At 52.4% G+C, this 22480-nt stretch carries 20 protein-coding genes; 9 read left to right on the forward strand and 11 right to left on the reverse strand.

Features of this window, described 5'->3' with window-relative positions:
- Nucleotides 1-326: 326 nt before the first annotated feature.
- The 5 genes from BMZ51_RS15045 to BMZ51_RS15065 all read right to left on the reverse strand — a co-directional run bounded on the left by BMZ51_RS15045 (nt 327) and on the right by BMZ51_RS15065 (nt 6317).
- The gene (locus tag BMZ51_RS15045) at nt 327-1454 is read right to left on the reverse strand and encodes an ABC transporter ATP-binding protein (RefSeq protein WP_068006708.1); all 1128 of its coding nucleotides are present in this window, start codon (nt 1452-1454) and stop codon (nt 327-329) included.
- Nucleotides 1455-1469: 15 nt separating this feature from the next.
- A complete protein-coding gene (locus BMZ51_RS15050; RefSeq protein ID WP_068006707.1) occupies nt 1470-3134 on the reverse strand; it encodes an alpha-glucosidase family protein in 1665 nt (554 codons plus the stop codon).
- A gap of 5 nt (nt 3135-3139) precedes the next feature.
- The gene (locus tag BMZ51_RS15055; protein ID WP_068006705.1) at nt 3140-3967 is read right to left on the reverse strand and encodes a carbohydrate ABC transporter permease; all 828 of its coding nucleotides are present in this window, start codon (nt 3965-3967) and stop codon (nt 3140-3142) included.
- Nucleotides 3964-4929 (reverse strand): carbohydrate ABC transporter permease, encoded by a 966-nt coding sequence (locus BMZ51_RS15060; RefSeq protein ID WP_068006704.1) that lies wholly within the window; start codon nt 4927-4929, stop codon nt 3964-3966. Before BMZ51_RS15060 ends, BMZ51_RS15055 begins: the two co-directional genes overlap by 4 nt.
- 113 nt (nt 4930-5042) lie before the next feature.
- Nucleotides 5043-6317, reverse strand: a complete 1275-nt coding sequence (locus tag BMZ51_RS15065) for an ABC transporter substrate-binding protein (protein WP_068006702.1) — start codon at nt 6315-6317, stop codon at nt 5043-5045.
- Between the two features lie 461 nt (nt 6318-6778).
- On the opposite strand from BMZ51_RS15065, the gene BMZ51_RS15070 reads away from it, so the two are divergent.
- The 5 genes from BMZ51_RS15070 to BMZ51_RS15090 all read left to right on the forward strand — a co-directional run bounded on the left by BMZ51_RS15070 (nt 6779) and on the right by BMZ51_RS15090 (nt 12645).
- Nucleotides 6779-7804 carry a substrate-binding domain-containing protein gene (locus BMZ51_RS15070; RefSeq protein ID WP_068006697.1) on the forward strand — a complete coding sequence of 342 codons (1026 nt, stop codon included), beginning with the start codon at nt 6779-6781 and terminating at the stop codon, nt 7802-7804.
- 98 nt (nt 7805-7902) lie between these two features.
- A complete protein-coding gene (locus BMZ51_RS15075; protein WP_068006695.1) occupies nt 7903-8610 on the forward strand; it encodes an ABC transporter ATP-binding protein in 708 nt (235 codons plus the stop codon).
- Nucleotides 8604-10976: an ABC transporter permease gene (locus BMZ51_RS15080; protein ID WP_068006693.1), complete on the forward strand. Its 2373-nt coding sequence runs from the start codon at nt 8604-8606 to the stop codon at nt 10974-10976. The genes BMZ51_RS15075 and BMZ51_RS15080 overlap by 7 nt, the downstream gene beginning before the upstream one ends.
- 2 nt (nt 10977-10978) lie before the next feature.
- Nucleotides 10979-12175, forward strand: coding sequence for an efflux RND transporter periplasmic adaptor subunit (locus BMZ51_RS15085; protein WP_068006691.1), 1197 nt, complete (start codon nt 10979-10981; stop codon nt 12173-12175).
- Between the two features lie 2 nt (nt 12176-12177).
- Complete coding sequence (locus BMZ51_RS15090; RefSeq protein WP_068006689.1) at nt 12178-12645, forward strand: HIT family protein; 468 nt, start codon at nt 12178-12180, stop codon at nt 12643-12645.
- A 75-nt stretch (nt 12646-12720) separates the two neighbouring features.
- Here the strand turns inward: BMZ51_RS15090 and BMZ51_RS15095 are convergent, their stop codons facing one another.
- A complete protein-coding gene (locus BMZ51_RS15095; RefSeq protein WP_074882124.1) occupies nt 12721-13455 on the reverse strand; it encodes a helix-turn-helix transcriptional regulator in 735 nt (244 codons plus the stop codon).
- 102 nt (nt 13456-13557) lie between these two features.
- Between BMZ51_RS15095 and BMZ51_RS15100 the strand changes: the two genes are divergently transcribed.
- Complete coding sequence (locus BMZ51_RS15100) at nt 13558-14277, forward strand: glutathione S-transferase family protein (protein ID WP_068006687.1); 720 nt, start codon at nt 13558-13560, stop codon at nt 14275-14277.
- A 65-nt stretch (nt 14278-14342) separates the two neighbouring features.
- On the opposite strand, the gene BMZ51_RS15105 is transcribed toward BMZ51_RS15100, so the two are convergent.
- Both BMZ51_RS15105 and BMZ51_RS15110 read right to left on the reverse strand, forming a co-directional pair.
- Nucleotides 14343-16379 carry a TRAP transporter permease gene (locus BMZ51_RS15105; RefSeq protein WP_068006685.1) on the reverse strand — a complete coding sequence of 679 codons (2037 nt, stop codon included), beginning with the start codon at nt 16377-16379 and terminating at the stop codon, nt 14343-14345.
- Nucleotides 16380-16465: 86 nt separating this feature from the next.
- Nucleotides 16466-17482 carry a TAXI family TRAP transporter solute-binding subunit gene (locus BMZ51_RS15110; protein ID WP_208979498.1) on the reverse strand — a complete coding sequence of 339 codons (1017 nt, stop codon included), beginning with the start codon at nt 17480-17482 and terminating at the stop codon, nt 16466-16468.
- A gap of 566 nt (nt 17483-18048) precedes the next feature.
- On the opposite strand from BMZ51_RS15110, the gene BMZ51_RS15115 reads away from it, so the two are divergent.
- Nucleotides 18049-19116, forward strand: coding sequence for an alpha/beta fold hydrolase (locus tag BMZ51_RS15115; RefSeq protein ID WP_068006682.1), 1068 nt, complete (start codon nt 18049-18051; stop codon nt 19114-19116).
- Between the two features lie 102 nt (nt 19117-19218).
- Here BMZ51_RS15115 and BMZ51_RS15120 read toward each other — a convergent pair whose 3' ends face one another.
- Nucleotides 19219-19473, reverse strand: coding sequence for a hypothetical protein (locus BMZ51_RS15120; protein WP_068006680.1), 255 nt, complete (start codon nt 19471-19473; stop codon nt 19219-19221).
- Nucleotides 19474-19566: 93 nt separating this feature from the next.
- On the opposite strand from BMZ51_RS15120, the gene BMZ51_RS15125 reads away from it, so the two are divergent.
- Nucleotides 19567-20439: a DMT family transporter gene (locus BMZ51_RS15125; RefSeq protein WP_068006677.1), complete on the forward strand. Its 873-nt coding sequence runs from the start codon at nt 19567-19569 to the stop codon at nt 20437-20439.
- Nucleotides 20440-20600: 161 nt separating this feature from the next.
- Here BMZ51_RS15125 and BMZ51_RS15130 read toward each other — a convergent pair whose 3' ends face one another.
- Nucleotides 20601-21353, reverse strand: a complete 753-nt coding sequence (locus BMZ51_RS15130) for an inositol monophosphatase family protein (RefSeq protein ID WP_068006675.1) — start codon at nt 21351-21353, stop codon at nt 20601-20603.
- A gap of 135 nt (nt 21354-21488) precedes the next feature.
- Here BMZ51_RS15130 and BMZ51_RS15135 point away from each other — a divergent pair, with 135 nt between their 5' ends.
- Complete coding sequence (locus tag BMZ51_RS15135) at nt 21489-21932, forward strand: DUF3429 domain-containing protein (RefSeq protein WP_074882126.1); 444 nt, start codon at nt 21489-21491, stop codon at nt 21930-21932.
- A 101-nt stretch (nt 21933-22033) separates the two neighbouring features.
- Here the strand turns inward: BMZ51_RS15135 and BMZ51_RS15140 are convergent, their stop codons facing one another.
- Nucleotides 22034-22477 (reverse strand): YeeE/YedE family protein, encoded by a 444-nt coding sequence (locus tag BMZ51_RS15140; RefSeq protein ID WP_068006674.1) that lies wholly within the window; start codon nt 22475-22477, stop codon nt 22034-22036.
- Nucleotides 22478-22480 lie beyond the last annotated feature (3 nt).

Genomic DNA, 22480 nt, shown 5'->3' on the forward strand with positions numbered 1-22480 from the left:
CATACAAATACCGCCACTGATTAAATTGTTTCACTTTTTAAATAACCGAACAAGTACCCTGGGTTGAGCAGCTTCAAAGACTGCCCTTCAATACCCCTCTCTTCTCCCTCGATTTTCTAGCTCGTCTTGCTGCTTTCACCGCACATAAAACGCTGCCTTATGCGCCTGTCAGTTGCTGTCGCAATCCTGCAATGGTAGGTGATATTTCAATGATTTAATCGTTTGAATATGAGGCTATACCACCCCCAAAAAGAAAACGCCGCGCACAAGGCGCAGCGTAAAAGTAAAATGCCAATTTGGAGTGAGGTTGTGACAAAATTTATTTGTCACGCGCCTTCAAGAGCACCCGTCTTTTTTGGTTGCCCCAACGGCATAACCTTGGAAACCGCGAATCCGTCACCACGAAACACCTGTGCGTGCTCACGATCGAATTTCACCAAACAGCTTTCTCCGGCCCGAACCTGCGCATCGCCCCGTCCCTGAACGGTGATCAAAGCCCCGTTAGAAAGACGCATATGCAAGAAGTGGCTCTCGCCCAGTTCTTCGATAACTTCAATTTTGCCAGAAAGATCGCCCGTTGTACCGGCCCCAAGGTGTTCAGGGCGGATCCCGTATTCAATGCGCTCGCCAACGCTCAGGCCATCAGGCACGACGTCAACCTTTACGGGTTCAGACCCAGCCACAGAAACCTCAACACCGCTCTCAGCCACAGAGACGACCGTTGCCTCAATAAAATTCATCTTTGGAGAGCCAATGAAACCTGCCACAAACTTATTGCGCGGTCGGTGATAAAGCTCCAGCGGAGAGCCAACCTGCTCAATGCGCCCAGCGTTCAGCACGACAATCCGGTCTGCAAGCGTCATGGCTTCCACCTGATCGTGGGTGACGTAAACCATGGTCGCGTCCATATCCTGATGCAGCTTGGCAATCTCGATGCGCATCTGCACGCGCAAAGAGGCATCAAGGTTGGAAAGTGGCTCATCAAACAGGAAGACTTTAGGGTTGCGGACAATCGCACGCCCAATCGCAACACGCTGGCGCTGTCCACCAGAAAGCTGCTTGGGTTGGCGTTCGAGCAATGGTGTAAGCTCAAGAATGCGAGCAGCCTCCATCACCTTGTCTTTAATATCCTTTTTCGAGTGCTTTGAAAGCTGAAGCCCAAAAGCCATGTTCTCATAAACACTCATATGCGGATAAAGCGCGTAGCTTTGGAACACCATGGCAATTCTGCGTTCCTTAGGGGAGCACTGGTTTACCAGCTCCCCATCAATGAACATCTCACCATCAGAAATATCCTCAAGCCCGGCAATCAGGCGCAGCAAGGTTGACTTGCCACAGCCCGAAGGCCCAACAAAGACGATCAGCTCACGGTCTTTGATCTGCAAATCAACACCGTGAATGATCCGGGTTGACCCGAAATCCTTGACGATACCCTTTAGTGTTACATCTGCCATGGTATTGCCCTCAGCTTAGTTCTTAGAGATTTGCAAGTAAGCCACTTGCCAAGCTGGCAGGGTGAGCGCCTCGCCGTCCATTCCAGCACTAAATCCATGCCCGTCCAGTAAAGTAGAAGAGCTGTACGCTCCCAGTGCAACACTCATAGGCTCATTCGTCAGGTTAAAGACGCAAAGCATTTTCTCTCCCTCATACTCACGTACAAACGCCAGAACGTCCTCTCCCAGATCAACAAACTCCAAAGACCCTTTCTGCAGCACTTTCCGGCCCTTACGCCAATGAAGGTATTTTGCAGTCCGGCGCATGGCAGAGGTCTCATCACCAGCCTGCACTTCGGCACAGTGCTCCAGATGTTCGCCAGCCATTGGCAGCCATGGCTTGCCAGAGGTAAACCCGCCATCTTTGGTCCATGCAATCGGCGTACGACACCCATCGCGGCCCTTAAACTCAGGCCAGAACTCAATTCCATATGGATCTTGCAGCTCTTCAAAAGCAACATCAGCTTCCTTAAAGCCCAGCTCTTCTCCCTGATAGATACAGGGGCTGCCGCGTAATGAAGCGCTCAAAGCCATCAGAACAGGCGTTGCAACCTGCGGATCAACACCCTCCGGCAACCGCGAGCCCATGCGCTTCACATCGTGGTTGGACATCGCCCAGCTAGGCCAGCCGTCAGTTACAACCTCCTGCAGCTTCGCGACACGTTCGCGCACATATTGGGCGGTTGGCGTACCGGAAAGCAGGTCAAAACTATACGCCATATGCAGACGGTTGTTGCCGCTGGTATATTGCGCCATAACTTGGCTTGCTTCGTGCCCGGCCCCAATTTCGCCAACAGTCGTGGTGTTGGGAAACTCATCCATCACACCGCGCAAACGCTCAAGAAATGTCAGGTTCTCAGGCTGGGTCTTGTCAAACTTGTGATCCTGGAATGCATAAGGGTTAACGCCCATCACATCAGCGAGACTGTCGGGGTCGCCGTAAGGTGGGTTATCACGCAACTGTTTATCATGAACATAAAAGTTCACGGTATCCAGACGGAAGCCATCAACACCCAGCTCCAGCCAGAATCGGCCCGCATCAAGCACTGCCTGCTGGACTTCCTCACAATGGAAATTCAGGTCAGGCTGTGACCGCAGGAAGTTATGCAAATAGTATTGGCAACGTCGGCTATCCCACTGCCATGCGGACCCACCAAAAAGGGAAAGCCAGTTGTTTGGCGCAGACCCATCGGCTTTAGGATCGGCCCACACATACCAGTCAGACTTACTATTGGTCTTGTTGCGACGACTTTCCTTAAACCACTCATGCTCTTCTGATGTATGCGAGATCACCAGGTCGATCAAAACACGAAGGCCCATTTCATGTGCTTTGCTCACCAGCGCTTTAAAGTCATCCAGTGTTCCGAACATCGGATCAACCGCTTCATAGTCGGACACGTCATACCCAAAGTCCGCCATGGGAGACTTCATGAAAGGAGAAATCCAGATCGCATCTGCGCCCAGCTGTGAAATATACTCCAGACGCCCTGTGATTCCAGGAAGATCACCAATGCCATCACCGTTGCTATCGGCAAAAGAACGTGGGTAGATCTGATAGATGACAGCGCCCCGCCACCAATCTTGATCATTGGCCAGAACCTGATGGCTTGTGTTTTTGTTGATTGGGGTTGAAAGGTTCATTCCAGTTATCCTTTGACCGCGCCAGCTGTCAGGCCCGCAACGATTTTCCGTTGAAATACAAGTACAAGAACCACGATAGGGACGGTTACAAGTACAGAAGCAGCCATGATATTGCCCCATGGCAATTCATACTTAGATGCACCGGACATAAGCGCGATAGCCACCGGTACAGTGCGAACTTCGTTAGATAAGGTGAAGGTGAGCGCGAACAGGAACTCGTTCCATGCGCCAATAAAGGCCAGCAAACCTGTTGTGACCATGGCCGGCCACATCAAAGGCAGGAAGATCCGGCGCACGATGGTTAGGGGAGATGCGCCGTCCACGACAGCAGCTTCTTCCAGTTCTTTAGGCAACTCTTTCATAAAGGTCGTCAGCACCCAAACTGTAAACGGCAACGTCAACACGGTGTTGGGGATGATCAGTCCGGGAAGCGAGTTGTAAAGCCCCATAGAGCGGATCAGCTCATACATGCCAGACAGGATCGCAACCTGTGGGAACATGGAGACTGACAGGATTGTCATCAACAACAGGCCGCGCCCCCGAAAATGAACGCGAGCCAATGCATAAGAGGCCGTTACCGCAATTATGAGCGATAAAACCACGACAGACGTCGCAACAATCACCGAGTTCAAAATGTTGCGGCCAAAGGGCTGTTCATTAAAGATGGCAAAGTAACTGCTAAGGTCGAAGCTGGTTGGCAATGCAGAAGGGTTAAACAACTCCTGCCCACTTCTAAAGCTTGTGATAATTGCGTAGTAAAACGGAAAAACCGAGAACACCACCACCACAACAACAAGCGCATAAAAGAGAACGGTCTTCAGCTGTCGGTTCATGACTGCTCTCCTTCATTAAGTTTCAGCCCGCCAGCCATCACAGTCAAAGTTGTAAGCAGAGCAATCACGACAAACAGCAGGGTTGCCGCAGCCGAACCGTACCCGACCTCCTGAAAATCAACTAGTTGTTGTCTTGCATAAACTGACATGGACATGGTGGTGGAGGAGTTGGACGTCAAAACGTAAATCAAGTCGAATACACGCAGCGCATCCAGACTGCGAAACACCACAGCAACCAAAATGGCAGGGCGGATCAGCGGAAGGGTCACTTTAAAGAACACACGTACCGGGTGAATGCCGTCAACCTTGGCTGCCTCATAAATATCGCCCGGCAACATCTGAAGCGCTGCAAGCGTAAGCAACGCCATGAACGGTGTCGTCTTCCACACGTCCACCATAATGACGGCCCACATTGCGGTGGAAGGGTCAGCAGTCCATGCAATCGGGTCAGAGATAAGCCCAACCCCCAAAAGAATTTCGTTAATCACACCAAACTGATCATGAAGCATCCAGCTCCACATCTTGGCAGAAACAATTGTCGGGATCGCCCATGGAATGAGTACCGCAGCCCGAACGATACCGCGCCCTTTAAACTGCGCATTCAGCAGCAGCGCAACAAACAGCCCGATCAGCGTCTCAAGGCCAACGGATATGACCGAGAACCAAAGCGTATTCCAAACCGCATTCCACCAGTCAGGGTCAACCAGCACGCCATAGGCTTCGCCATCGTAATAGGAAAGGTAGTTCTCAAACCCGATAAACTGAGAGTGGCTCAAGTCTGTAAGGTTAGCATCGGTAAACCCGAGCCAGATGGTGCGGATAAGAGGCCATCCGGCAACAACGGCCAACGCAATCATCATGGGAGCGAGAAAGAGCCAAGCAGCGCGTAATCTGGCAGTACTCAGATTAGATCGCTTTGCCTTTCGTTGGCCAGAGCCATCCTGCTGCAGAGCAACGGTCATGGGCTAACCCCCCGTTTCTTTATTTCTGGGAAACTCCGAGAAAACGTCCCGGAGTCTGGTGCAGTGTTGCGCCCCGCAGGCCGCAACACAGATCACACGTCGTAACAGCTGACTTACCAGCCTCTACGCTTAATGCGCTTCAGGTTCCTCTCAAGTTTCGCAAGAGAGGCGCTGGCTTCACTTTCACCGGAAAGCACGTCATGCACCGCATTGTAAAATGCATTGGAAACCTTGTTGTAGTTGGACCCCGTTGCTCGCGATGGCCGCGCAACAGCATTGGTGAAGGTATCCTTCAGCTGCCCCATAAACGGGCTTGCTTCCAGAATATCTGCATCAGTGTAAAGTGCTGCAATTGTTGGGTTATACGAGCCTTCAATAGCGCGGCGTTTCTGCTCTTTTTTACTCGTCAGGTACATAACGAGATCTGCTGCAATCTCAGGAGATTCAGAGTATTTGGAAACAGCAAGCTGCCAGCCACCCAGTGTACCGGTTTGTTTGCCCTCTTCACCACCTTTTGGCAAAGCCATCACACCGATTTTGTCCTTAACCGGGGAATCGTCAGCCTGCCCAAGTGACCACGCATAAGGCCAATTGCGCATAAACACCGCGTTACCAGATTGGAACACCCCGCGAGCATCTTCTTCCTGATAGGAAAGAACACCGCCGGGAGCAATGGTTCCGGTCCAGCTGGCCGCAAGCGTCAAAGCCTGAGCTGCCTTTTCGTTGTTGATGGTGATGTCACCTTGAGCGTTCACAACGGCACCACCACCAAAGCTGTCGATCCACTCAAGAGCGTCACAGGTTAGCCCCTCATAGGCTTTTGCCTGATAAACAAAGCCCCACATTTTGGAGTTCCCGGCAGCCCGTTCACCGTCTTGAATCATCTTCGCAGTCGCGGTCAAATCACCCCATGTTTTAGGAGCATCAGCGCCATACTTTTCAAGCAAGTCTTTGCGGTAAAACAGCAAACCAGCATCGGTGTACCAAGGCATCGCAACCAGCTTACCCTGATAGGTATTGTTTGAGACGATAGGCTGGAAATGCTCTGCTTCTACACCATTGGAATAGGGTGCCAGATCAAGAAGGTGATTTCCTAAAATACCGGGCCAAATCACATCGATCATGATGATATCAAGATCGGAGCCACCAGAACTCAAAATTTGCTGATAAAGAGCCAGCTGCTCTGTCGTGGATGTCGGAACAGAAAAGAGGCGAACTGTATTGCCAGTTGCTTCAGACCATTCCTCAACAGCCTGCTCGCAGATAGACTGTTCCTGACCAACACTACCACAAGAAATCGTCAGTTCAGCAGCCATTGCATAACCAGCAACACCAGCTATACCAGCAAAACCAACAGCGGAACTCAATAATGTACGACGGATACCCATAATGGGACGCCTCCCTGTTTCGTCCTTGGCCCTTCTTCAACGAATTCCCAATCGTTGTCGGCCAGTCTAACCCCTCCCAACCGAAGGGCTCCCCAAACACCGGTCATCTCATCAAGATTACCAAAGCGCTTTGAGCTAAAGAAGTTTAATCATCGGTCTAAGTCAATAGTAAAAAACCATAGAGGCCTTTTGCGAGAGGTGATATTCCTGCAAAATCTAACCCCCCAATATCCAAAAAATAGCTGATTTCTCTTATTCCTAGCCGCCCTTACTCGTGGTATTTTACGCCCTCTTGAAAGATATCAGTTTTCCACCGCCTCTTTTCAATTTTCCAAAGCGCTTTGGAAAATACTCATATACCACTAGTTTTTCTTAGGTTTAATGACTAAACTTCTCACAAGCATGCGAGAGCAAAAGGGGCTATAAACAAGGCGCATAGCAAGTTTGAGCCATTGAAAAAAATGAATCTTAAGACATTAGCCAGTCATCTTGGCCTTTCACAAACGACAGTGAGCAGAGCGCTCAACGGGTATACCGATGTATCTTTGGCAACCAGAAACAGGGTCGCCGAAGCTGCAAAGAACTTTGGTTACCGTCCCAATGTCAACGCCCGCCGCCTCGCAACCGGGCGCTCTAGTGTGATTGGGATCGCCTTCCCAACCGACATGAACATGTTTCTCGATCCGCATTTCATCGAGTTTCTGGCAGGATTGTCGGAAAAAGCCTCGCAGCTGGACTACGATATAATGATCTCCTCCTCCCAAAACGATGAGGTTGATGTCTACCGACGGTTTGCCGAAAAAGGCACCGTGGATCTGGTCATTCTATCAAACGTGGATCTAAGCGAGGAACGCATTCGTTTGCTACAAGACCTCAATATCCCGTTTATCGTGCATGGACGAACAGCAACCTGTGACACCTATTCCTATATCGACATCAACAACTACAGCGTGTTCCATGACCCCACCAAGATGCTGTTGGAACTGGGGCACGAGAAGATTGCGATTTTGAACGGACACCCGGACCGTGTTTACGCCATAGAGCGCTTTCATGGCTGGCAAGATGCTCTTAACGAACGCGGCATTACGCCAAATCCAGACTATGTGCGTTCTGGCGTTATGTCTGAGGAAAACGGCTACAGCTTTGCCATGGAAGTCCTTCAACTTGGCGAACGCCCAACCGCACTTTTATGCTCCAGCGTCATCATGGCAAAAGGCGCTTACAAAGCCTGCAGTGACCTCGACATCAAGGTTGGTTCAGACATCTCAATTCTGGCACATGATGACAGCGTGCCACTGGCCAATGCAACCGAAATGGACCCACCTTTGACGGTAACCCGCTCGCCACTACGTGATGCAGGCAGAGAGATCGCTATTATGGCGATGAAGTATCTTAAAGGAACCGATATCAAAGAGCTGCAATGTTTATGGCAGCCAGAGCTGATTTTCAGAAAATCTGTCGCTGCTCCGCCAAGGGATGATATTTGAATGAGGAAATTGAACAATTCCTTTTAGGTAGGCATTGCCACTCAACCTGAAATTGAGGCTATACTAGCGCATAGCTGCACATTCAGGTTGGGGCCCTTATGCCAACGCCAGTATTCATCGCGGACAATATCACCAAAACCTACACTACAAACAAAGTGGAGGTGCACGCTCTGCGAGGGGTCTCGATGACCCTTTATGAGGGCGAGATGGTCGTGCTGCTTGGCCCCTCAGGTTCGGGCAAGTCAACCTTCCTGAACATTTTGGGAGGCCTGGACAACGCCACCACTGGCACGGTCTCGTTCCTGCAACAAAACCTGACAAACTTCAGCGAAAGCAAGCTCACACGCTTCCGGCGCGATTATGTCGGGTTTGTCTTCCAGTTCTACAACCTGATTCCCAGTCTCAATGCCTGGGAAAACGTTGCCCTCACAACCGAAATTGCCAAGAACCCGCTAGACCCGCAAGAAGCATTGGAACTTGTTGGTCTGGGCAACCGCAGCTCGCACTTTCCCGCTGAAATGTCTGGCGGCGAACAGCAGCGGGTTGCCATTGCCCGCGCCATTGCCAAGCGCCCGGAAGTCCTGCTGTGCGACGAGCCCACCGGCGCACTCGACACCCAAACCGGCACACTAGTTCTGGAAGCCCTGCAACGCATCAACGTGGAACTGGGTACAACGACTGCAATCATCACGCACAACACAGCCATTCAGGAAATGGCGAACCGTGTCTACATTTTCAAAGACGGTGCCATTGCAAGCACTCATGAAAACGAACAACCCAAGCAACCCTCGGAGGTTGCATGGTAACTCTGCCTGTCCTCGACCGAAAAGTGATCCGCGACCTGAAACGCCTTTGGGCGCAAGTGCTCGCGATTGCTTTGGTCATGGCCTGCGGAGTAATGACGCTGATCCTCGCCCAAGGTGCCTACCGCTCCCTTAGCCAAACGCAGGAAACCTATTACGATCAGTACCGCTTTGGCCACATCTTCGCGCAGGCCGTTCGGGCACCAGATCATCTGAAAGAACGCATCGCGGCCATTGATGGTGTATCTGCAGTCGAAATGCGCATCGTGCGCTCTGCTATCTTGGACATTCCGCAAATGGCAGAGCCCGCCGCGGGAATGGCCTTGTCCCTCCCCTCTGGCAGAAAGCCCGCCGTCAACCGCCTTTACCTCAAAACCGGACGTCTGCCCGAAGGATCACGCACCAACGAAGTCGCACTGGACTCCCGCTTTGCCAAAGCACATGGTCTCAAACCCGGCGACACGTTCAGCGCCACCCTCAACGGCAAGAAACTGCACCTCGAAATCACTGGCATCATCCTCTCCCCGGAGTTTATCTACGCACTAGGCCCGGGTGATCTGGTGCCCGATGACCGCCGCTTCGCCGTCTTCTTCATGGCCCAATCCGCCATGGAAGGCCTGTTCGACATGAAGAACGCCGCCAACGACATCTCACTCAGGTTGCTCAGAGGTGCTTGCACACCGTGCGTTCTTGAAAAACTTGACCGCCTCCTCAAACCATACGGCGGCACTGGCGCATACAAACGCAAAGATCAGCAATCTCATGCGTTTTTGGATGCGGAACTCACCCAGCTCTCCGCCATGGCGAAAGTGTTGCCACCCATATTCCTGCTGGTCTCCGCCTTTCTCGTCAATATGATCCTGTCACGCCTGATCGCTTTGGAGCGCGAGCAAATCGGCCTCCTGAAAGCCTGCGGATACGCCTCATGGTCCGTCGCAGGTCACTACGCCAAACTGGTTTCAATCGTCGCTTTCCTTGGCGTCGGCATCGGATCAGTTGCAGGCAATTACATGGGCCGCTTGATGACGCAAATGTATGCGCAATACTTCTCGTTTCCATTCCTCGTGTTTGATGACAGCCCAGACCTCTACCTCATCGCAGCCGTAATCTCACTGATCGCAGCTTTGGGCGGCGCGTTCTCTTCCATCATGAAAGCCGCGCGCCTGCCTCCCGCCGTGGCCATGCGTCCACCTGCTCCGCCGCGGTTTCGCAGTTTCTTGTCGCTTAGGTCCCAGCGCTTGCGCATCCTGTCTCAGCTCAGCACCATGGGCCTGCGCCATCTCATGCACAATCCGCTGCGCAGCCTGCTCACCAGCCTTGGTGTCTCTTTCTCCCTCGCGCTGCTCGTCTCAGCCCTGTTCCTGACCAATTCCATGGACCACATGATCAATGTGGCTTTCAACAAAGCAGAAACCGCAGATGCCCGCTTGACACTGGCCGACGACAAAGCACCAACCGTACTCGGCGACATCATGCGCTTGCCCGGCGTTCTCACAGCAGAAGCTTACAGGCAAGAACCTGTCATCCTGCGTTTTGGTCCCAAAGAAAAGCGGGTGGCGATCACAGGCCGCCCGGCCAAAGCCGCGCTTTCTCGCATTTTGGACCTCAACGAGCGCGCAATAGAAATGCCAAGCACTGGCCTGATGCTGCCAACCCACCTTGCCAACCAACTGGGTGTTCAACCTGGTCAAATGCTGGATGTTGAGCTGACGCAGCACAACTCAATTATAAAACAAGTGCGGGTAGCAGGCGTTATAACAAGCTATATGGGGCTGTCTGCCTCCATGCATATTGATGCACTCAACGCTCTGGTCCCAAACGGCCCGCGCATATCAGATCTGGCAGTGAATATTGATCGCACCCGATTGAACGACCTGTACGACGCGGTAAAGGAAACACCCGGCCTTGGTGGCATTGCGCTGCAAATGCTTTCGCGTGCAAAATTCCGCGAGCTCATGGACCAGAGTTTCACCTCAATGCTCACCGCTTACATCACAATCGCAGTGATTGTTGCTTTTGGCGTAGTGTACAACGCAGCGCGCATCCAGCTCTCTGAGCGCGGACGTGAGCTGGCAAGCCTGCGCGTGATTGGCTTTTCCAAGCAGGAAGTCTTCCATGTGATCCTGGTGGAAATGGCCATGATCGTCCTCATTGCTCAGCCCTTGGGGTGGCTCCTCGGCTATGGCATGGCAGCAGGTATGATAAAGGGGTTTGCCAGTGACCTGTTCCGCATTCCGCTTGTTGTTCTGCCAAGTACCTACGCCATAGCCAGCTTTGTCATTCTCAGTGCCGCACTGGCCTGTGCGCTGATTGTCCGCCGCCGTGTGGGCAAACTTGATCTCATCAAAACCTTAAAAACGAGGGAATAGGAATGAACGGTAAATACGTCAAACGAGGCGCTTATATTGCTGTCGCTCTGCTCGTTCTTCTTCTTTTCGGCTGGGCCTTGCAGGAAAAGCCAATCTTGGTCGAAACAGCAAAAATCACCCGAGGCGACCTGATTGTTACCGTTGAAGAAGACGGCAAAACCCGCGTGAAAGAGGTCTACAAGGTGTCCGCCCCTATCGCCGGACGGGTGGACCGCTCCCTGCTTGACGTTGGCGACCAAGTCATACACGGCAAAACCGTTGTGGCCACCATCAACCCGTTGACCACACCATTCATGAACGCCCGCACCAAGGCAGAAGCACAGGCAAATGTTGGCACAGCACAGGCCGCAATTGCTCTGGCACAAGCACAGCTCGCCTCTGCCAAAGCCGAACATAAGCTGGCAGCATCCGAGCTCACCCGCGCCCAGCGACTCAACCGAACCAAAACCATTTCAGATGCTCAGCTGGAGCGTGTCGAAATCGACGTCACGCTCAAGGCCGCCAAAGTTCAAAGCGCACAGGCTCAAATTGCCCAGCGCCAAAGCGACCTGCAAAGTGCAAAAGCACGCCTGATAGAACCTCAGCTTGCACTGGACCCTGAACGCTCCGAGGAACTGGCAGTTCGCATGATCTCGCCCATCAATGGTGTCGTTCTCACCCTCGCAGTGGAAAGTGAGCAAACCATCAACTCCGGTGATTTGCTGGTGGAGTTGGGCGATCCCTCCGACATCGAAGTGGTGGTAGACCTGCTCTCAACTAAAGCCGTGAAAATTAAAAAGGGTGCCAAGGCCAATCTGGTTGACTGGGGAGGCAACACCTTACAAGCCACCGTCCGCCGCATTGACCCAGCAGGTTTCACAAAAGTCTCATCTTTGGGAATTGAGGAACAGCGCGTGAATGCAATTTTGGACCTGAATGCCCCAGCCCCACAGCTCGGCCACGGCTTTCACCTGCGCGCCGCCATTGAGACATGGCACGGCCAAAACGTCCTACGCATTCCCATGACCGCCCTCTTCCGCGAAGGCAACGACTGGGCCACTTTCAAGATTGTTGGTGGTACAGCCCAGCTCCAACTTCTAACAATCGGCGCGTTCAACCAAGACATCGCCGAAGTAACATCCGGCCTCACCCAAAACGACACCGTAATTCAGTTCCCGGGAGATACGGTCTCTCATGGCACGGCAGTTGTGGCGGAGTGAGCATGAGCAAACAAAGCGACTGCTTATTTTGCAAAATCGCACGAAAGGAAATCAACGCCTACGAGATTTATCGTGACAAGGCGATGGTAGCCTTTCTCGACATAGCACCTATCCGTCCCGGCCACGTTCAGATTATCCCGCTTGAGCATTACGCATACTTTGATGATCTGCCAACAGATCTAGCTGCGAGTATGATGCAACTCGGCCAGCGCATCGCCAAAGTACAAAAGCAAATCTGCTACGTGGACAGGGTAGCGTTGCTTTTCACCGGCGGAGACATCCCTCATGCACATGCCCACTTGGTTCCCATGCATGAAAAGACAGATATCACCTCACGCCGCTACATCGCAGAAGAGAACATCACCTTTTGCTCTACACCCCGGGCAAGTGGTGAGGAGCTAAGTGCAATGGCTGAGCGTTTGGCACAGGCTCTTGGGCAGAAAGGTGTGTTTTTGCCCAATCAAGTGTAGACCACGAATGTCATCCTACACTTGATGAGTGACGTGGCGGAGCAGAACCATGCTCCCCGCAAACCCAGACGCCAGTTACGCAGACTTCGCCGCTGCCGCCTTATCTGCCGCTGCCTGCTCCCGCCGTGCAAGTTCAATCTTCCACCAGCGCTCTCGCAGTATGACGCGGTTCTCCCTGTAGCGCTCCTCTAGAACGTCTAGTTGCTCCACACGGTCAGTACGGAATGCCCGGAAGTCCTCGCGCAACTCGCACCACGCAACAATCATTCGCGACTGGGCAAAAAACGCCAGTGTCAAAGGCCAGATAACCCGCTCACTGGCGGCGCCATTTCCATTCGTATAAGCAATTTTAAGTTTGTTCTGTCGGCGCATGGCGCGGCGCACATCACCCAGCTCAATGCAGGCAGAAGGAACAGGCTCCCTGCGAACATCAGCTGCATAAAGCGGGGCTTCAATAAACTCATCGCGAGCCTCAGCAGAAAGCACCGCTGATATCTTGGCAATCACATCGCTCGCCGTGCGGATCAGCTGCTCATCCCCCCGGTCCTGCACATGGCGCAGGCCCATCATCACCGCTTCCAGCTCATCACTGGTAAACATCAGCGGCGGTAGGTCATACCCATCCTCAAGGACATACCCAACCCCCGCCTCCCCGCGTATGGGCACACCAGTAGATTGCAGGCTAACTATATCGCGGTAGAGCGTGCGTACAGAAACCTCTAGCTCCTCCGCAATTGCATCAGCTGTCACCGGCCCGCGCTGACGGCGCAGCACCTGCACAATCTGCAATAGCCGATCTGCTCTACGCATAAGTTCCCCCAACAAAACTTCATGGAGCGAAACACTCCTGACACCATGCTGTCAGGAGCACCTTGCTATCAACCCCTCATTGAACACAAGCGGAGATATAAAATGCTCACACATATGAAATTCAGCGCTGAACTCAATGATATAAGCGCAAGCCCATTTTGCATGAAAATCGATATTCTCCTCGCTATGGCCGGGTTGCAGCACGAAGAGTCCATTGGCCCGGAAGCTGTGATGAAAGCCCCTAAAGGCAAACTTCCAGTCATGAAAGACGGCGAAGAGCTGATCGCAGATTCCGAGTTCATCAAGAAGCTTTTGGAGACCAAGTATAACGCCGACTTCTCCGGCGGCTACACCGAGGCTGAATTGGCTGTCGCACATGCCTTCACCCGCATGGCAGAACACTCCCTCTACTTCGTCACAGTATGTACCCGCTGGCTTCCAGACGAGAACTTCGCGATCATTGAGAAGGAGTTCTTCGGATTTATGCCTGATCAAATGCGCAGCACCTTCGCAAACAAAGCGCGTGATACTGTGCGCAAAAAGACAAACCACCATGGCTACGGCCAGCACACACTGGAAGAGCGCCTTGCATTGGGCCGCGATGACCTTCAGGCAATCGCAACGCAGCTTGGCGACAAGCCGTATCTGATGGGCGAAACTCCCTGCTTCGCCGATGCCGCCGTGGGCGCACAGATCCTTGGTACCCTCGCTGACCTGCCGGACAGCAGCTCGAAGGAAACCACCGAAAAATTCCCGAACCTCGTAGCTTATGCGGAGCGCATCAAAAAAACCTACCCCGTACGCGCAAAAACAGCCGCTTAAGAAACGCCCCCGCCGGATACCTTCCATTCGGCGGGAGCTTTTCACCAATCACCGCAAGCCCAGCCCTAAGCGTCTTGCATCATCAGCTGCTGGTTCTTGCGTGCCATCACTTGCCGCACCACAACCGGCAGCATAAGCACGCCACCAATCGCCATGGTTTGTAAGCCCGGAGCCACAAAGAACATCGCCGCAAAGGCAGTCCAATACCGTTCCAGCCTATTCAAACCAGCTAGCATGTAGCCAGAGAACGCCACACCCAGCAGACCAATACCGCACATGGCACCTGCAAGCGTTACGGTCAGGTCATACCAGGTGAACTCTGGCGTCACCAACAGCAGTGCTGGAGAGTAAACGAACACAAACGGCACCAATGCTTTTGCGATACCAAGGCGGAAAGCGGTGTTACCAGTCTTGAACGGGTTCGCCCCTGCAATCCCAGCCCCGGCATAAGCAGCCAGCGCCACAGGTGGTGTAATGTCCGCCAGCACCCCGTAGTAGAACACAAAGAAGTGCGCCACCAGCGGCTGAACGCCAAGCAAGGCAAGCGCAGGTGCAGCAATGGAAACCAGAATGATGTAGGTCGCCGTTGTCGGAATACCCGCTCCCATGATGATACAGGCAACTGCCGTAAACAGCAGGGTAAAGAACAGCGTCAGCCCATTCTGCGTCACATACTCGGCAAGCCAACCAGAAGAGATAAACCCGCCCAGATCCGAGGCCGCCTGCGTCACCACAAAGGAGAGCCGGAAGCCCGTGCCCGTGAGCGTAACCACACCAACGATAATGCCAACTGCCGCAGCTGCCGCCCCCACAGCCAGCGAGTACTTGGCCCCAGTTGCCAAGGACTCAATCAGGTCTTTGATGCCCATCCGGTTATGCGGGTTTAAAATCCCAACAACCACACAAGCGGTAATCCCCCAAACAGCTGCAAAATCAGGTGTTTTACCGGAGATGATCAAATAAACCAGAATGCCCAGCGGGATGACGGAGAGCCAGTGCTGCTTCATCACAATCAGTGCTTTGGGCAGCTCATCTCTGGTCAGCCCACGCAAACCAAGACGTTTGGCTTCCAGATGCACCATCACAAAGATGCCGAAATAATGAAGCATCGCCGGGAACATCGCCGCAAGCAGCACCTCGCGGTATGGGATCTCCAGAAACTCCACCATGATGAAGGCAGCAGCCCCCATGATCGGCGGCGTAATCTGCCCGCCCGTTGATGCAGTTGCTTCCACTGCACCTGCAAAATGCGGCGGATACCCCACCTTCTTCATCGCTGGAATGGTGAGTGACCCTGTTGTCACCGTATTGGCAATGGAACTACCAGAGATCGTGCCCAGCATCGCAGAGGAGAAGATAGCAACCTTCGCCGGCCCGCCTGCATAGCGTCCGGCAATCACCGAGGCCAGATCAATAAACAGTTGCCCAAGACCAATTCGGGTCGCCAAAACACCAAACAGCACAAACAAAAACACATATTTGGCAACCACCCCGATGGCGATGCCATAAACTCCCTGGTTCGTCATATAAAGGTGGTTGATGAGGCCCGTCCAACTGGCACCTGGATGCTGCAAAGCCCCCGGTGCATAACGGCCAAACACAGCATACCCAACAAAAATCAGTGCAATCAGCGGCAATGTGGGCCCAACAGACCGGCGTGCGGCCTCCAGCACCAACACCAGCAACACCGTGCCCATAAACACATCAATCGGCGCAGGCGCCCCAACACGGGAGGCAACCGCCTCAGCTGGCAACAGTGGCAAGTACATTGCCGCAAACACAGCCATCGCCGCCAGCACAATATCCCACAGGTGTACACCACTCGGGCGCCACCACGCAGACGGTGCAGGCTGACTGCTCGTGCTCTTGATGAAGCTGAAAAGCACAAACACCAGCCCCAGCACAAACGAGAGGTGAATGCCGCGATGGACAAGCTCTCGTATAAGCCCAAAGCCGGACGCGTAGTAATGATAAAGCGACATGGCAACGAGTGCCGCTGTTATAACAACAGCAAGCACCGGACCAGCCGCTCTGAATGTGAGGTCTGGATCGTACTTGCGTTCCAGATCCTCAAAGGATTGATCTGTCGTATCCTGAGACATCAGCCCTGCGTTTCGTTTAGATTGAAAACAGCAGCGCCCGGCAGATGTCTACCGGGCACCGCAAAATCATCAAAGATGGCGAGGCCTTACTTGATCAGGCCAGCTTCTTTGTAGAAACGCTCAGCACCCGGATGCAGCGGCACACCAAGACCGTCCGTCGCGCTTTCCAGCGTAATAGTTTTGCCTTTGGAATGGCCAACATCCAGCAACTTGCGGGTCTTGTCGTTCCACATGGCTTTGGTGATGTTGTAGATCAGCTCGTCCTCTTCTTTCGCACTGGTGATCCACTGTGCACCAACGGTCAAAGTGGTTGTTGCATCCACTCCCTGATAGGCATCAGCTGGAATGTCGGAGCTTGCAAAGAAGCCGTACTTCTCAACAAGGCCTTCCGCTTCAGGGCCAGTGATAGGCACGATCTTGATGTCTTCAGCAGATGCAAGTTCAACAACTGCACCAGTTGGGAAACCAGCAACCACAAAGAACGCATCAACCTTGCCGTTACGCAGTGCTTCTGCAGCAGCAGACCCCTTCAGCGCTTCAGCAGTGATATCAGAGGCTGACAGCCCATAAGCAGCAAGGATCAGGTTCGCATCCGTATATGTGCCAGATCCCGGCTCATCCAAAGACACGCGCTTGCCTTTGAGGTCGGCAACTGAGTTGATGCCGCTGTCAGCTTTCGCAATCAGGTGAATATGCTCTGGGAACAACGCTGCAATCGAGCGCAGATCCTTCATCGGCTCTTTGCCTTCCATGGTGCCAGTACCGGAAAACGCCCAGTAAGCAACATCAGACTGTGCGAAACCAGAGTTACGCAGGCCGGAGTTGATCGCGTTCACGTTATCAACGGAACCACGGGAAGAAACAGCAGAAGCAATCAGACCCGGCACACCGCAAGACCCACCAGCATCACAGGCGCGCGAACCGGGAGGGTTAGAGATTGCATTGGCAATCATACCGCCCACTGGGTAGTAGGTGTAAGCGGTCCCACCCGTACCGATTGTAAAAAACGTAAGATCCTGCGCAAATGCCTGCCCAGTAAACAGCGCCGCGCTGCCAGCAATCGCAGCAGCTGTCGCCAACTTAGTAATAGAAGAAAAAAGCATCATAGCCACCCAAGGAAAAGAAATAGGATAAAGATGCCTGCATCACACAATGCAATGCGAGCGTACCACTTCAAACATAATGGAAAGCCAGAGCCTCAAACCAAACCGGCCAGCTAAACCCCAGCGATCTATGAGAAGGTGAATAGGTTATATTCACGCGAATTAGAAAACACCGTTCAACCTTTGAGCGCAAGAGAAATACGCAATTTTTCGGAGACAGCACGAAGAAAGCGTAATTTCACAAAATACAGAACAACAAAATCGCACCAATATTTCATGATCAAACCGGAAAATGCACAAAGATTATACCAATGCCGTTTCACAGTGCGAGCGCACATAGTCGCCATAGAACGATTAACTCAACTCAGTAAGTAGGAGAGATGGCAACACAAGAGAGCGCTGCCGCACAACACACCTTATCTTTTTCTGGTTGTCCTGCGCGTGAAACTACAAATTGAGGGTAAGGTGCCCTTCCCAAATTACTTTATATGCATGCAACGGCCACTTTTTGCGGTATATGCGCATTTAAGATTCATTGAAGTTGCGGTCAGCGGAGAGCATGTTTTATGTCGTTCAGCCCTAAAAACATTTTCCTGAGTTTCATCATCTTGGGCGGCCTGATGTTTGTCGGTGCTGCTGGCTTCGTATGGTGGATGCAGCAACAGCCATTCTATACACCCGGCACGCTCGCCCAGCGCACTGACCTAGAACCAATCGGCAAAACAGACGGCTACTGGCAGGTTACAAAGGATGTTCAGCTTAAAACCTTTGCCACAGGCAAAGGGCGAAATATCCTCTTCATCCACGGTGGTCCTGGCATGCCCTTGCAGCAAAGCGCACCTGCATTTGATCTGCTGCAAAACGACTACCGCATCAACTACTACGATCAGCGTGGCTCTGGTGGGTCAACACATCCGTTTATCAGATTTCCGGTAGAGCGGGATAAATGGTCCAATGCCCAGCAGCTGGAAAGCAAACTTGGCATCGCCCAGCAGCTTGCAGATATAGAACGTGTCCGCCGCTTACTTGGCGACGACAAACTTATTTTGGTCGGTCACTCCAATGGTGCACTTCTAGCTGCCCTTTACGCAGCTGAGTTTCCAGACAACGTCGACAAGCTGGTGCTCCTTACCCCTGCTGATATACTCGTTGCCCCCTCCAAAAACCCGGATTTATACGCGGTCATTCGAGAAAACTTGCCAAAGCGAGAGCAGAAAGCCTACGACAAGTGGCTACGTCGCTATACCGATACAGAGCAGATATTCAAAGATGACGAAGCCACACTGCAAACAGTCGATGCAGGCTTGATCCCGTATGTCGAAAAGGCATTTGGAAAAGATGTGTTCAAGAACCAGTCAGTCCTGCCAACAGATCAGTTCGGCAGCTGGCAAACCCGGGCCCAAAGTTTCAGCCTGGGCACAACACATGATTGGCGTGCGGCCCTTGCCAATGTGACAGCAGATACGCTGATCATCCATGGCGGCAATGACTTCGATCCACTCACCGTCTCAAAGCAATATGCAAACGCCATCCCAAAGGCAAAGGTGGAGCAGATCGACAGTGCAGGCCATTTCCCGCACATCAACAACGCTCAAGAGCTTAGCAGTAAGATGCGGACCTTTTTGAAGAACTAAGCGTCACTGCCGGGTTCCCCAGCACACCCTAAAGGACGCACCCTAAAGAGCACAGACTCAGGGCGCCAATCCCAATACAATTGGCGTCCATAATCCTCTGTTTTACTCTTCTGTCTCACTCAGTTTATGGCTGTCTGCAGCTGTCAGATCCAAGCCATATGCTTGGCGCATGCTGGTAATGAAAGCCAGTGTCTCAGGGTCAAACGGCGCTTTGCCTTCAAAGCTGTGCAGCACAATGCCCTCAATCAAATCACCAAGCCCCATCTCATGGTGCGCGGCAACCGCCTTTAAAACCTTCAAAGTTCTTTTCTCAAGGCGCACACCAGTCTGTACCCGCTCAATCTTGCGTCGTGTCATTTCACTCCCTCATCTACTGGGTGGTTTATAACTGGAACGAATCTGGTAACATGGTACCAAGTTACCAATTTCAATTACCTTTGAAGACCCCTCATGTCAAACAACATGCAAGGCATCCTTTGGGCACTGCTCGCCACGGCTTTGTTCGCCATCACAGCAGCCATGGCAAAAGTTGCAGCAGCACACTACCATGTTTTACAAATCCTGTTCTTCAGGCAGTGCTTCGTTCTGGCCTCTGCCCTGCCCATACTCGGCCACACTTTTCCTCAAGGCTTCAAAACCAAGCACCCGCTTCTGCATGTTTTTCGCCTATTGGGCGCGTTCCTTGCCTTATCAAGCGGCATCTGGGCCGTTGCATTACTCCCACTTACCACCGCAACCACACTCGCCTTTGCGCAAGTTTTCTTTGTTGCATTGCTCGCAGCAGTCTTTCTTGAAGAAAAACTAACGCCTGCTCGCATAACAGGGGTTCTGTTCGGCTTCCTCGGTGTCTTGGTCGTCATGAGACCGGGCATGGATGGCCTTAGCAGCGTTTATACGCTTGTCCCCGTTGCTGGCGCTCTAGGCGCCGCCATAGCTGTCATTTGCGTGCGGCACCTTTCTCAAACAGAGACCACAGCCACGCTGCTTGTGTATCAAGCCGTTTTTGTCGGGCTATTGGCCGGTATTCCGCTGTTCTGGCTTTGGAAAACCCCAGACCTGCAAGGCTTTTTTCTGCTCACCGGCATGGCCATTATCGCAACGCTGGGTCAATGGGTTGGCGTTAAAGCTTTAAGGCTGGGAGAGGCCAGCGTTGTAGGAACAGTGGAATACATGAAGCTGATCTATGCCGCCCTGCTGGGTTTTGTAATCTTTGCTGAAACACCTGATACTTTCACTCTGCTCGGCGCAGCCCTCATCATGTTCTCTGCGCTGTATATGATGAGGCAGGAACAGCGCCAAAAAGCACTACTCAAACCAACTTAACGCACTTGGTCACGAGGGGAATAACTTTGCAGGCAACAGTGCCAAACACACTGCCTGCAAAACAACGCAACATCCAGCAGGTTCAACGCAGAAAAACCCTCATCCGCGCAAACCAACGCACATAACAACGCAAACAAGATTAACTAAGCAAATACAATGGATTAAAGATACGGCACCAAGGTATCTTTTAGGACAGAGCCTTTGGGGTAGGCATAGACACTGCCTTGCTCATACACATAAGGCCCAACCTCTAGGCCAGCCTCGGCACAAATGAGTTGTCCCCCCAACACATCCCAGCTGTTCACACACCCATTATACGCCCCATCCACCTGCCCGCTCGCAGCCTGACACAAAGCCCAAGCAGCAGAACCACATATCCGTATCTGGTGTTTTAGTTCCACCAACTGATTGACTTTACTTAAAAAATCAACGTCATTATCGCGTTTGTAATTGAAGCAGAGGTTCACCACGAGCTCATGATCACAGGCGCTTCGCGGCTGCAATCTCTTACCATTTTCAAATGCACCAACCCCGCGCACAGCATACATCGTCCGCCGATGAACAGGTGCATGAACAACTGCAACAGCTGGTCCCTTCTCATCAACAAAAGCCATGGAAATACAAAAGTCTGGCCGCCCATAAAGGAAATTTGTCGTCCCATCGATCGGATCAACAACCCAACACGGCGCCACAAGCGCACCACCGCTTTCTTCCCCCTTAAACCCATGCTCAGGGAACGCAAGACAAAGCGCTTTCTTAACGCGCCGCTCCACCTCCCGGTCGGCCTCACTCACGTAATCCAGAAGACCTTTGCTATCTATCTGTAATTTATCACGCTCGTGAAAAGCTTTCAGGGCAAAGGCACCAGCCTCTTCTGCAATGAACCGTGCTTTTGCAAGTATCTCTTGATGCATACTCAGCTGCCTCTTGACGTTATTCCCTCAAGGTATTGAGCAGTTCATTCGAAAGAGCAACTTCGTATCAGGACTACCTTCAACCTTAACCGCTAGCCTCCCTCAAGAGTAAAATCGAGCCGGACTTAAAACCTGATGACACGAGAACTCCCCGCACTGTACTCTTGCCTCGCACTCGCTGGCACCCTCCCCTTCATAGCGGGAGCCGTCGGTTTATCAGCAGGTTATACATTTTTACCGATCATTGGTGCGACAGTCATAGCGGTCAGTTTATACGCCCTTGTCATCCTCTCTTTCATGGCAGGAATTCACTGGGGTATGTTCTTTATCGCGCCTCACCCCAGCCTTGGCTGGCTCCTTATATGGAGCAACTTTGTCGCACTCGCTGGTTGGTTTCTCTTCCTGTTTACTGCCCCGGTCATCTTCTTTCTTGGAGTTATCATCCTTTTCTCCGCAACTATGCTGGTTGATTTCCTCCTGCATAATCTGGGCATCATATCCAGAAACTACCTAGGTCTGCGCGTCCTAACCACCATCATCACACTCATTGCCCTGATTGCCATCACACTCAAACTTTGAACCGCTATTCATCCAATATCGCTTCAATTAAAGACCAAACAGGAAATGCCAGCAAGGTCTCCCTCACTGGCATTTTGCGCTAACCTCTTGTAAAATGGATACTATCTGACCTGCCTTTGTGCTTTTTGCAACGATAGATTAGCCACTGCTCTGGCAAGCAGCATCCCACTCGTCATGCAAAAAACAAACACAATCGCCTGTGGTGACAGCAACGAGAGTGAAACCAGTGCAGGTCCCGGACACAAACCAATTAATCCCCACCCAGCACCAAATGTGGCAGACCCCAAAATCAGGCGCCCATCAATCTGCTGGAGTGTAGGCAGGCGGAAGTCATCGGCCACAAAAGGCTTCGGTAAACGCCGAACCAAACGAAAAAACGGGAACGCAACCAAAATGGCACCACCCATCACGAAAGCAAGGCTTGGGTCCCAATTGCCAAACACATCTAGGAAGTTCTGTACTTTCAGAGGGTTACTCATTCCAGAGATGACCAGCCCGGCCCCAAAAGTCAAACCAGCAGTAAAACCTGCGATGACACGTTGCATAGC

Origin of the sequence: Pseudovibrio axinellae (genome assembly GCF_900110875.1) — a bacterium.
Taxonomy (GTDB): Bacteria; Pseudomonadota; Alphaproteobacteria; order Rhizobiales; family Stappiaceae; genus Pseudovibrio; species Pseudovibrio axinellae.

Coding starts and splice junctions, on each gene's coding strand:
- BMZ51_RS15115 (WP_068006682.1), top strand. CDS start 18,049: ATGTCGTTCAGCCCTAAAAACATTTTCCTGAGTTTCATCATCTTGGGC.
- BMZ51_RS15140 (WP_068006674.1), bottom strand. CDS start 22,477: ATGCAACGTGTCATCGCAGGTTTTACTGCTGGTTTGACTTTTGGGGCC.
- BMZ51_RS15105 (WP_068006685.1), bottom strand. CDS start 16,379: ATGTCTCAGGATACGACAGATCAATCCTTTGAGGATCTGGAACGCAAG.
- BMZ51_RS15120 (WP_068006680.1), bottom strand. CDS start 19,473: ATGACACGACGCAAGATTGAGCGGGTACAGACTGGTGTGCGCCTTGAG.
- BMZ51_RS15060 (WP_068006704.1), bottom strand. CDS start 4,929: ATGACCGTTGCTCTGCAGCAGGATGGCTCTGGCCAACGAAAGGCAAAG.
- BMZ51_RS15045 (WP_068006708.1), bottom strand. CDS start 1,454: ATGGCAGATGTAACACTAAAGGGTATCGTCAAGGATTTCGGGTCAACC.
- BMZ51_RS15065 (WP_068006702.1), bottom strand. CDS start 6,317: ATGGGTATCCGTCGTACATTATTGAGTTCCGCTGTTGGTTTTGCTGGT.
- BMZ51_RS15075 (WP_068006695.1), top strand. CDS start 7,903: ATGCCAACGCCAGTATTCATCGCGGACAATATCACCAAAACCTACACT.
- BMZ51_RS15125 (WP_068006677.1), top strand. CDS start 19,567: ATGTCAAACAACATGCAAGGCATCCTTTGGGCACTGCTCGCCACGGCT.
- BMZ51_RS15095 (WP_074882124.1), bottom strand. CDS start 13,455: ATGCGTAGAGCAGATCGGCTATTGCAGATTGTGCAGGTGCTGCGCCGT.
- BMZ51_RS15130 (WP_068006675.1), bottom strand. CDS start 21,353: ATGCATCAAGAGATACTTGCAAAAGCACGGTTCATTGCAGAAGAGGCT.
- BMZ51_RS15090 (WP_068006689.1), top strand. CDS start 12,178: ATGAGCAAACAAAGCGACTGCTTATTTTGCAAAATCGCACGAAAGGAA.
- BMZ51_RS15055 (WP_068006705.1), bottom strand. CDS start 3,967: ATGAACCGACAGCTGAAGACCGTTCTCTTTTATGCGCTTGTTGTTGTG.
- BMZ51_RS15135 (WP_074882126.1), top strand. CDS start 21,489: ATGACACGAGAACTCCCCGCACTGTACTCTTGCCTCGCACTCGCTGGC.
- BMZ51_RS15070 (WP_068006697.1), top strand. CDS start 6,779: ATGAATCTTAAGACATTAGCCAGTCATCTTGGCCTTTCACAAACGACA.
- BMZ51_RS15085 (WP_068006691.1), top strand. CDS start 10,979: ATGAACGGTAAATACGTCAAACGAGGCGCTTATATTGCTGTCGCTCTG.
- BMZ51_RS15080 (WP_068006693.1), top strand. CDS start 8,604: ATGGTAACTCTGCCTGTCCTCGACCGAAAAGTGATCCGCGACCTGAAA.
- BMZ51_RS15100 (WP_068006687.1), top strand. CDS start 13,558: ATGCTCACACATATGAAATTCAGCGCTGAACTCAATGATATAAGCGCA.
- BMZ51_RS15050 (WP_068006707.1), bottom strand. CDS start 3,134: ATGAACCTTTCAACCCCAATCAACAAAAACACAAGCCATCAGGTTCTG.
- BMZ51_RS15110 (WP_208979498.1), bottom strand. CDS start 17,482: ATGCTTTTTTCTTCTATTACTAAGTTGGCGACAGCTGCTGCGATTGCT.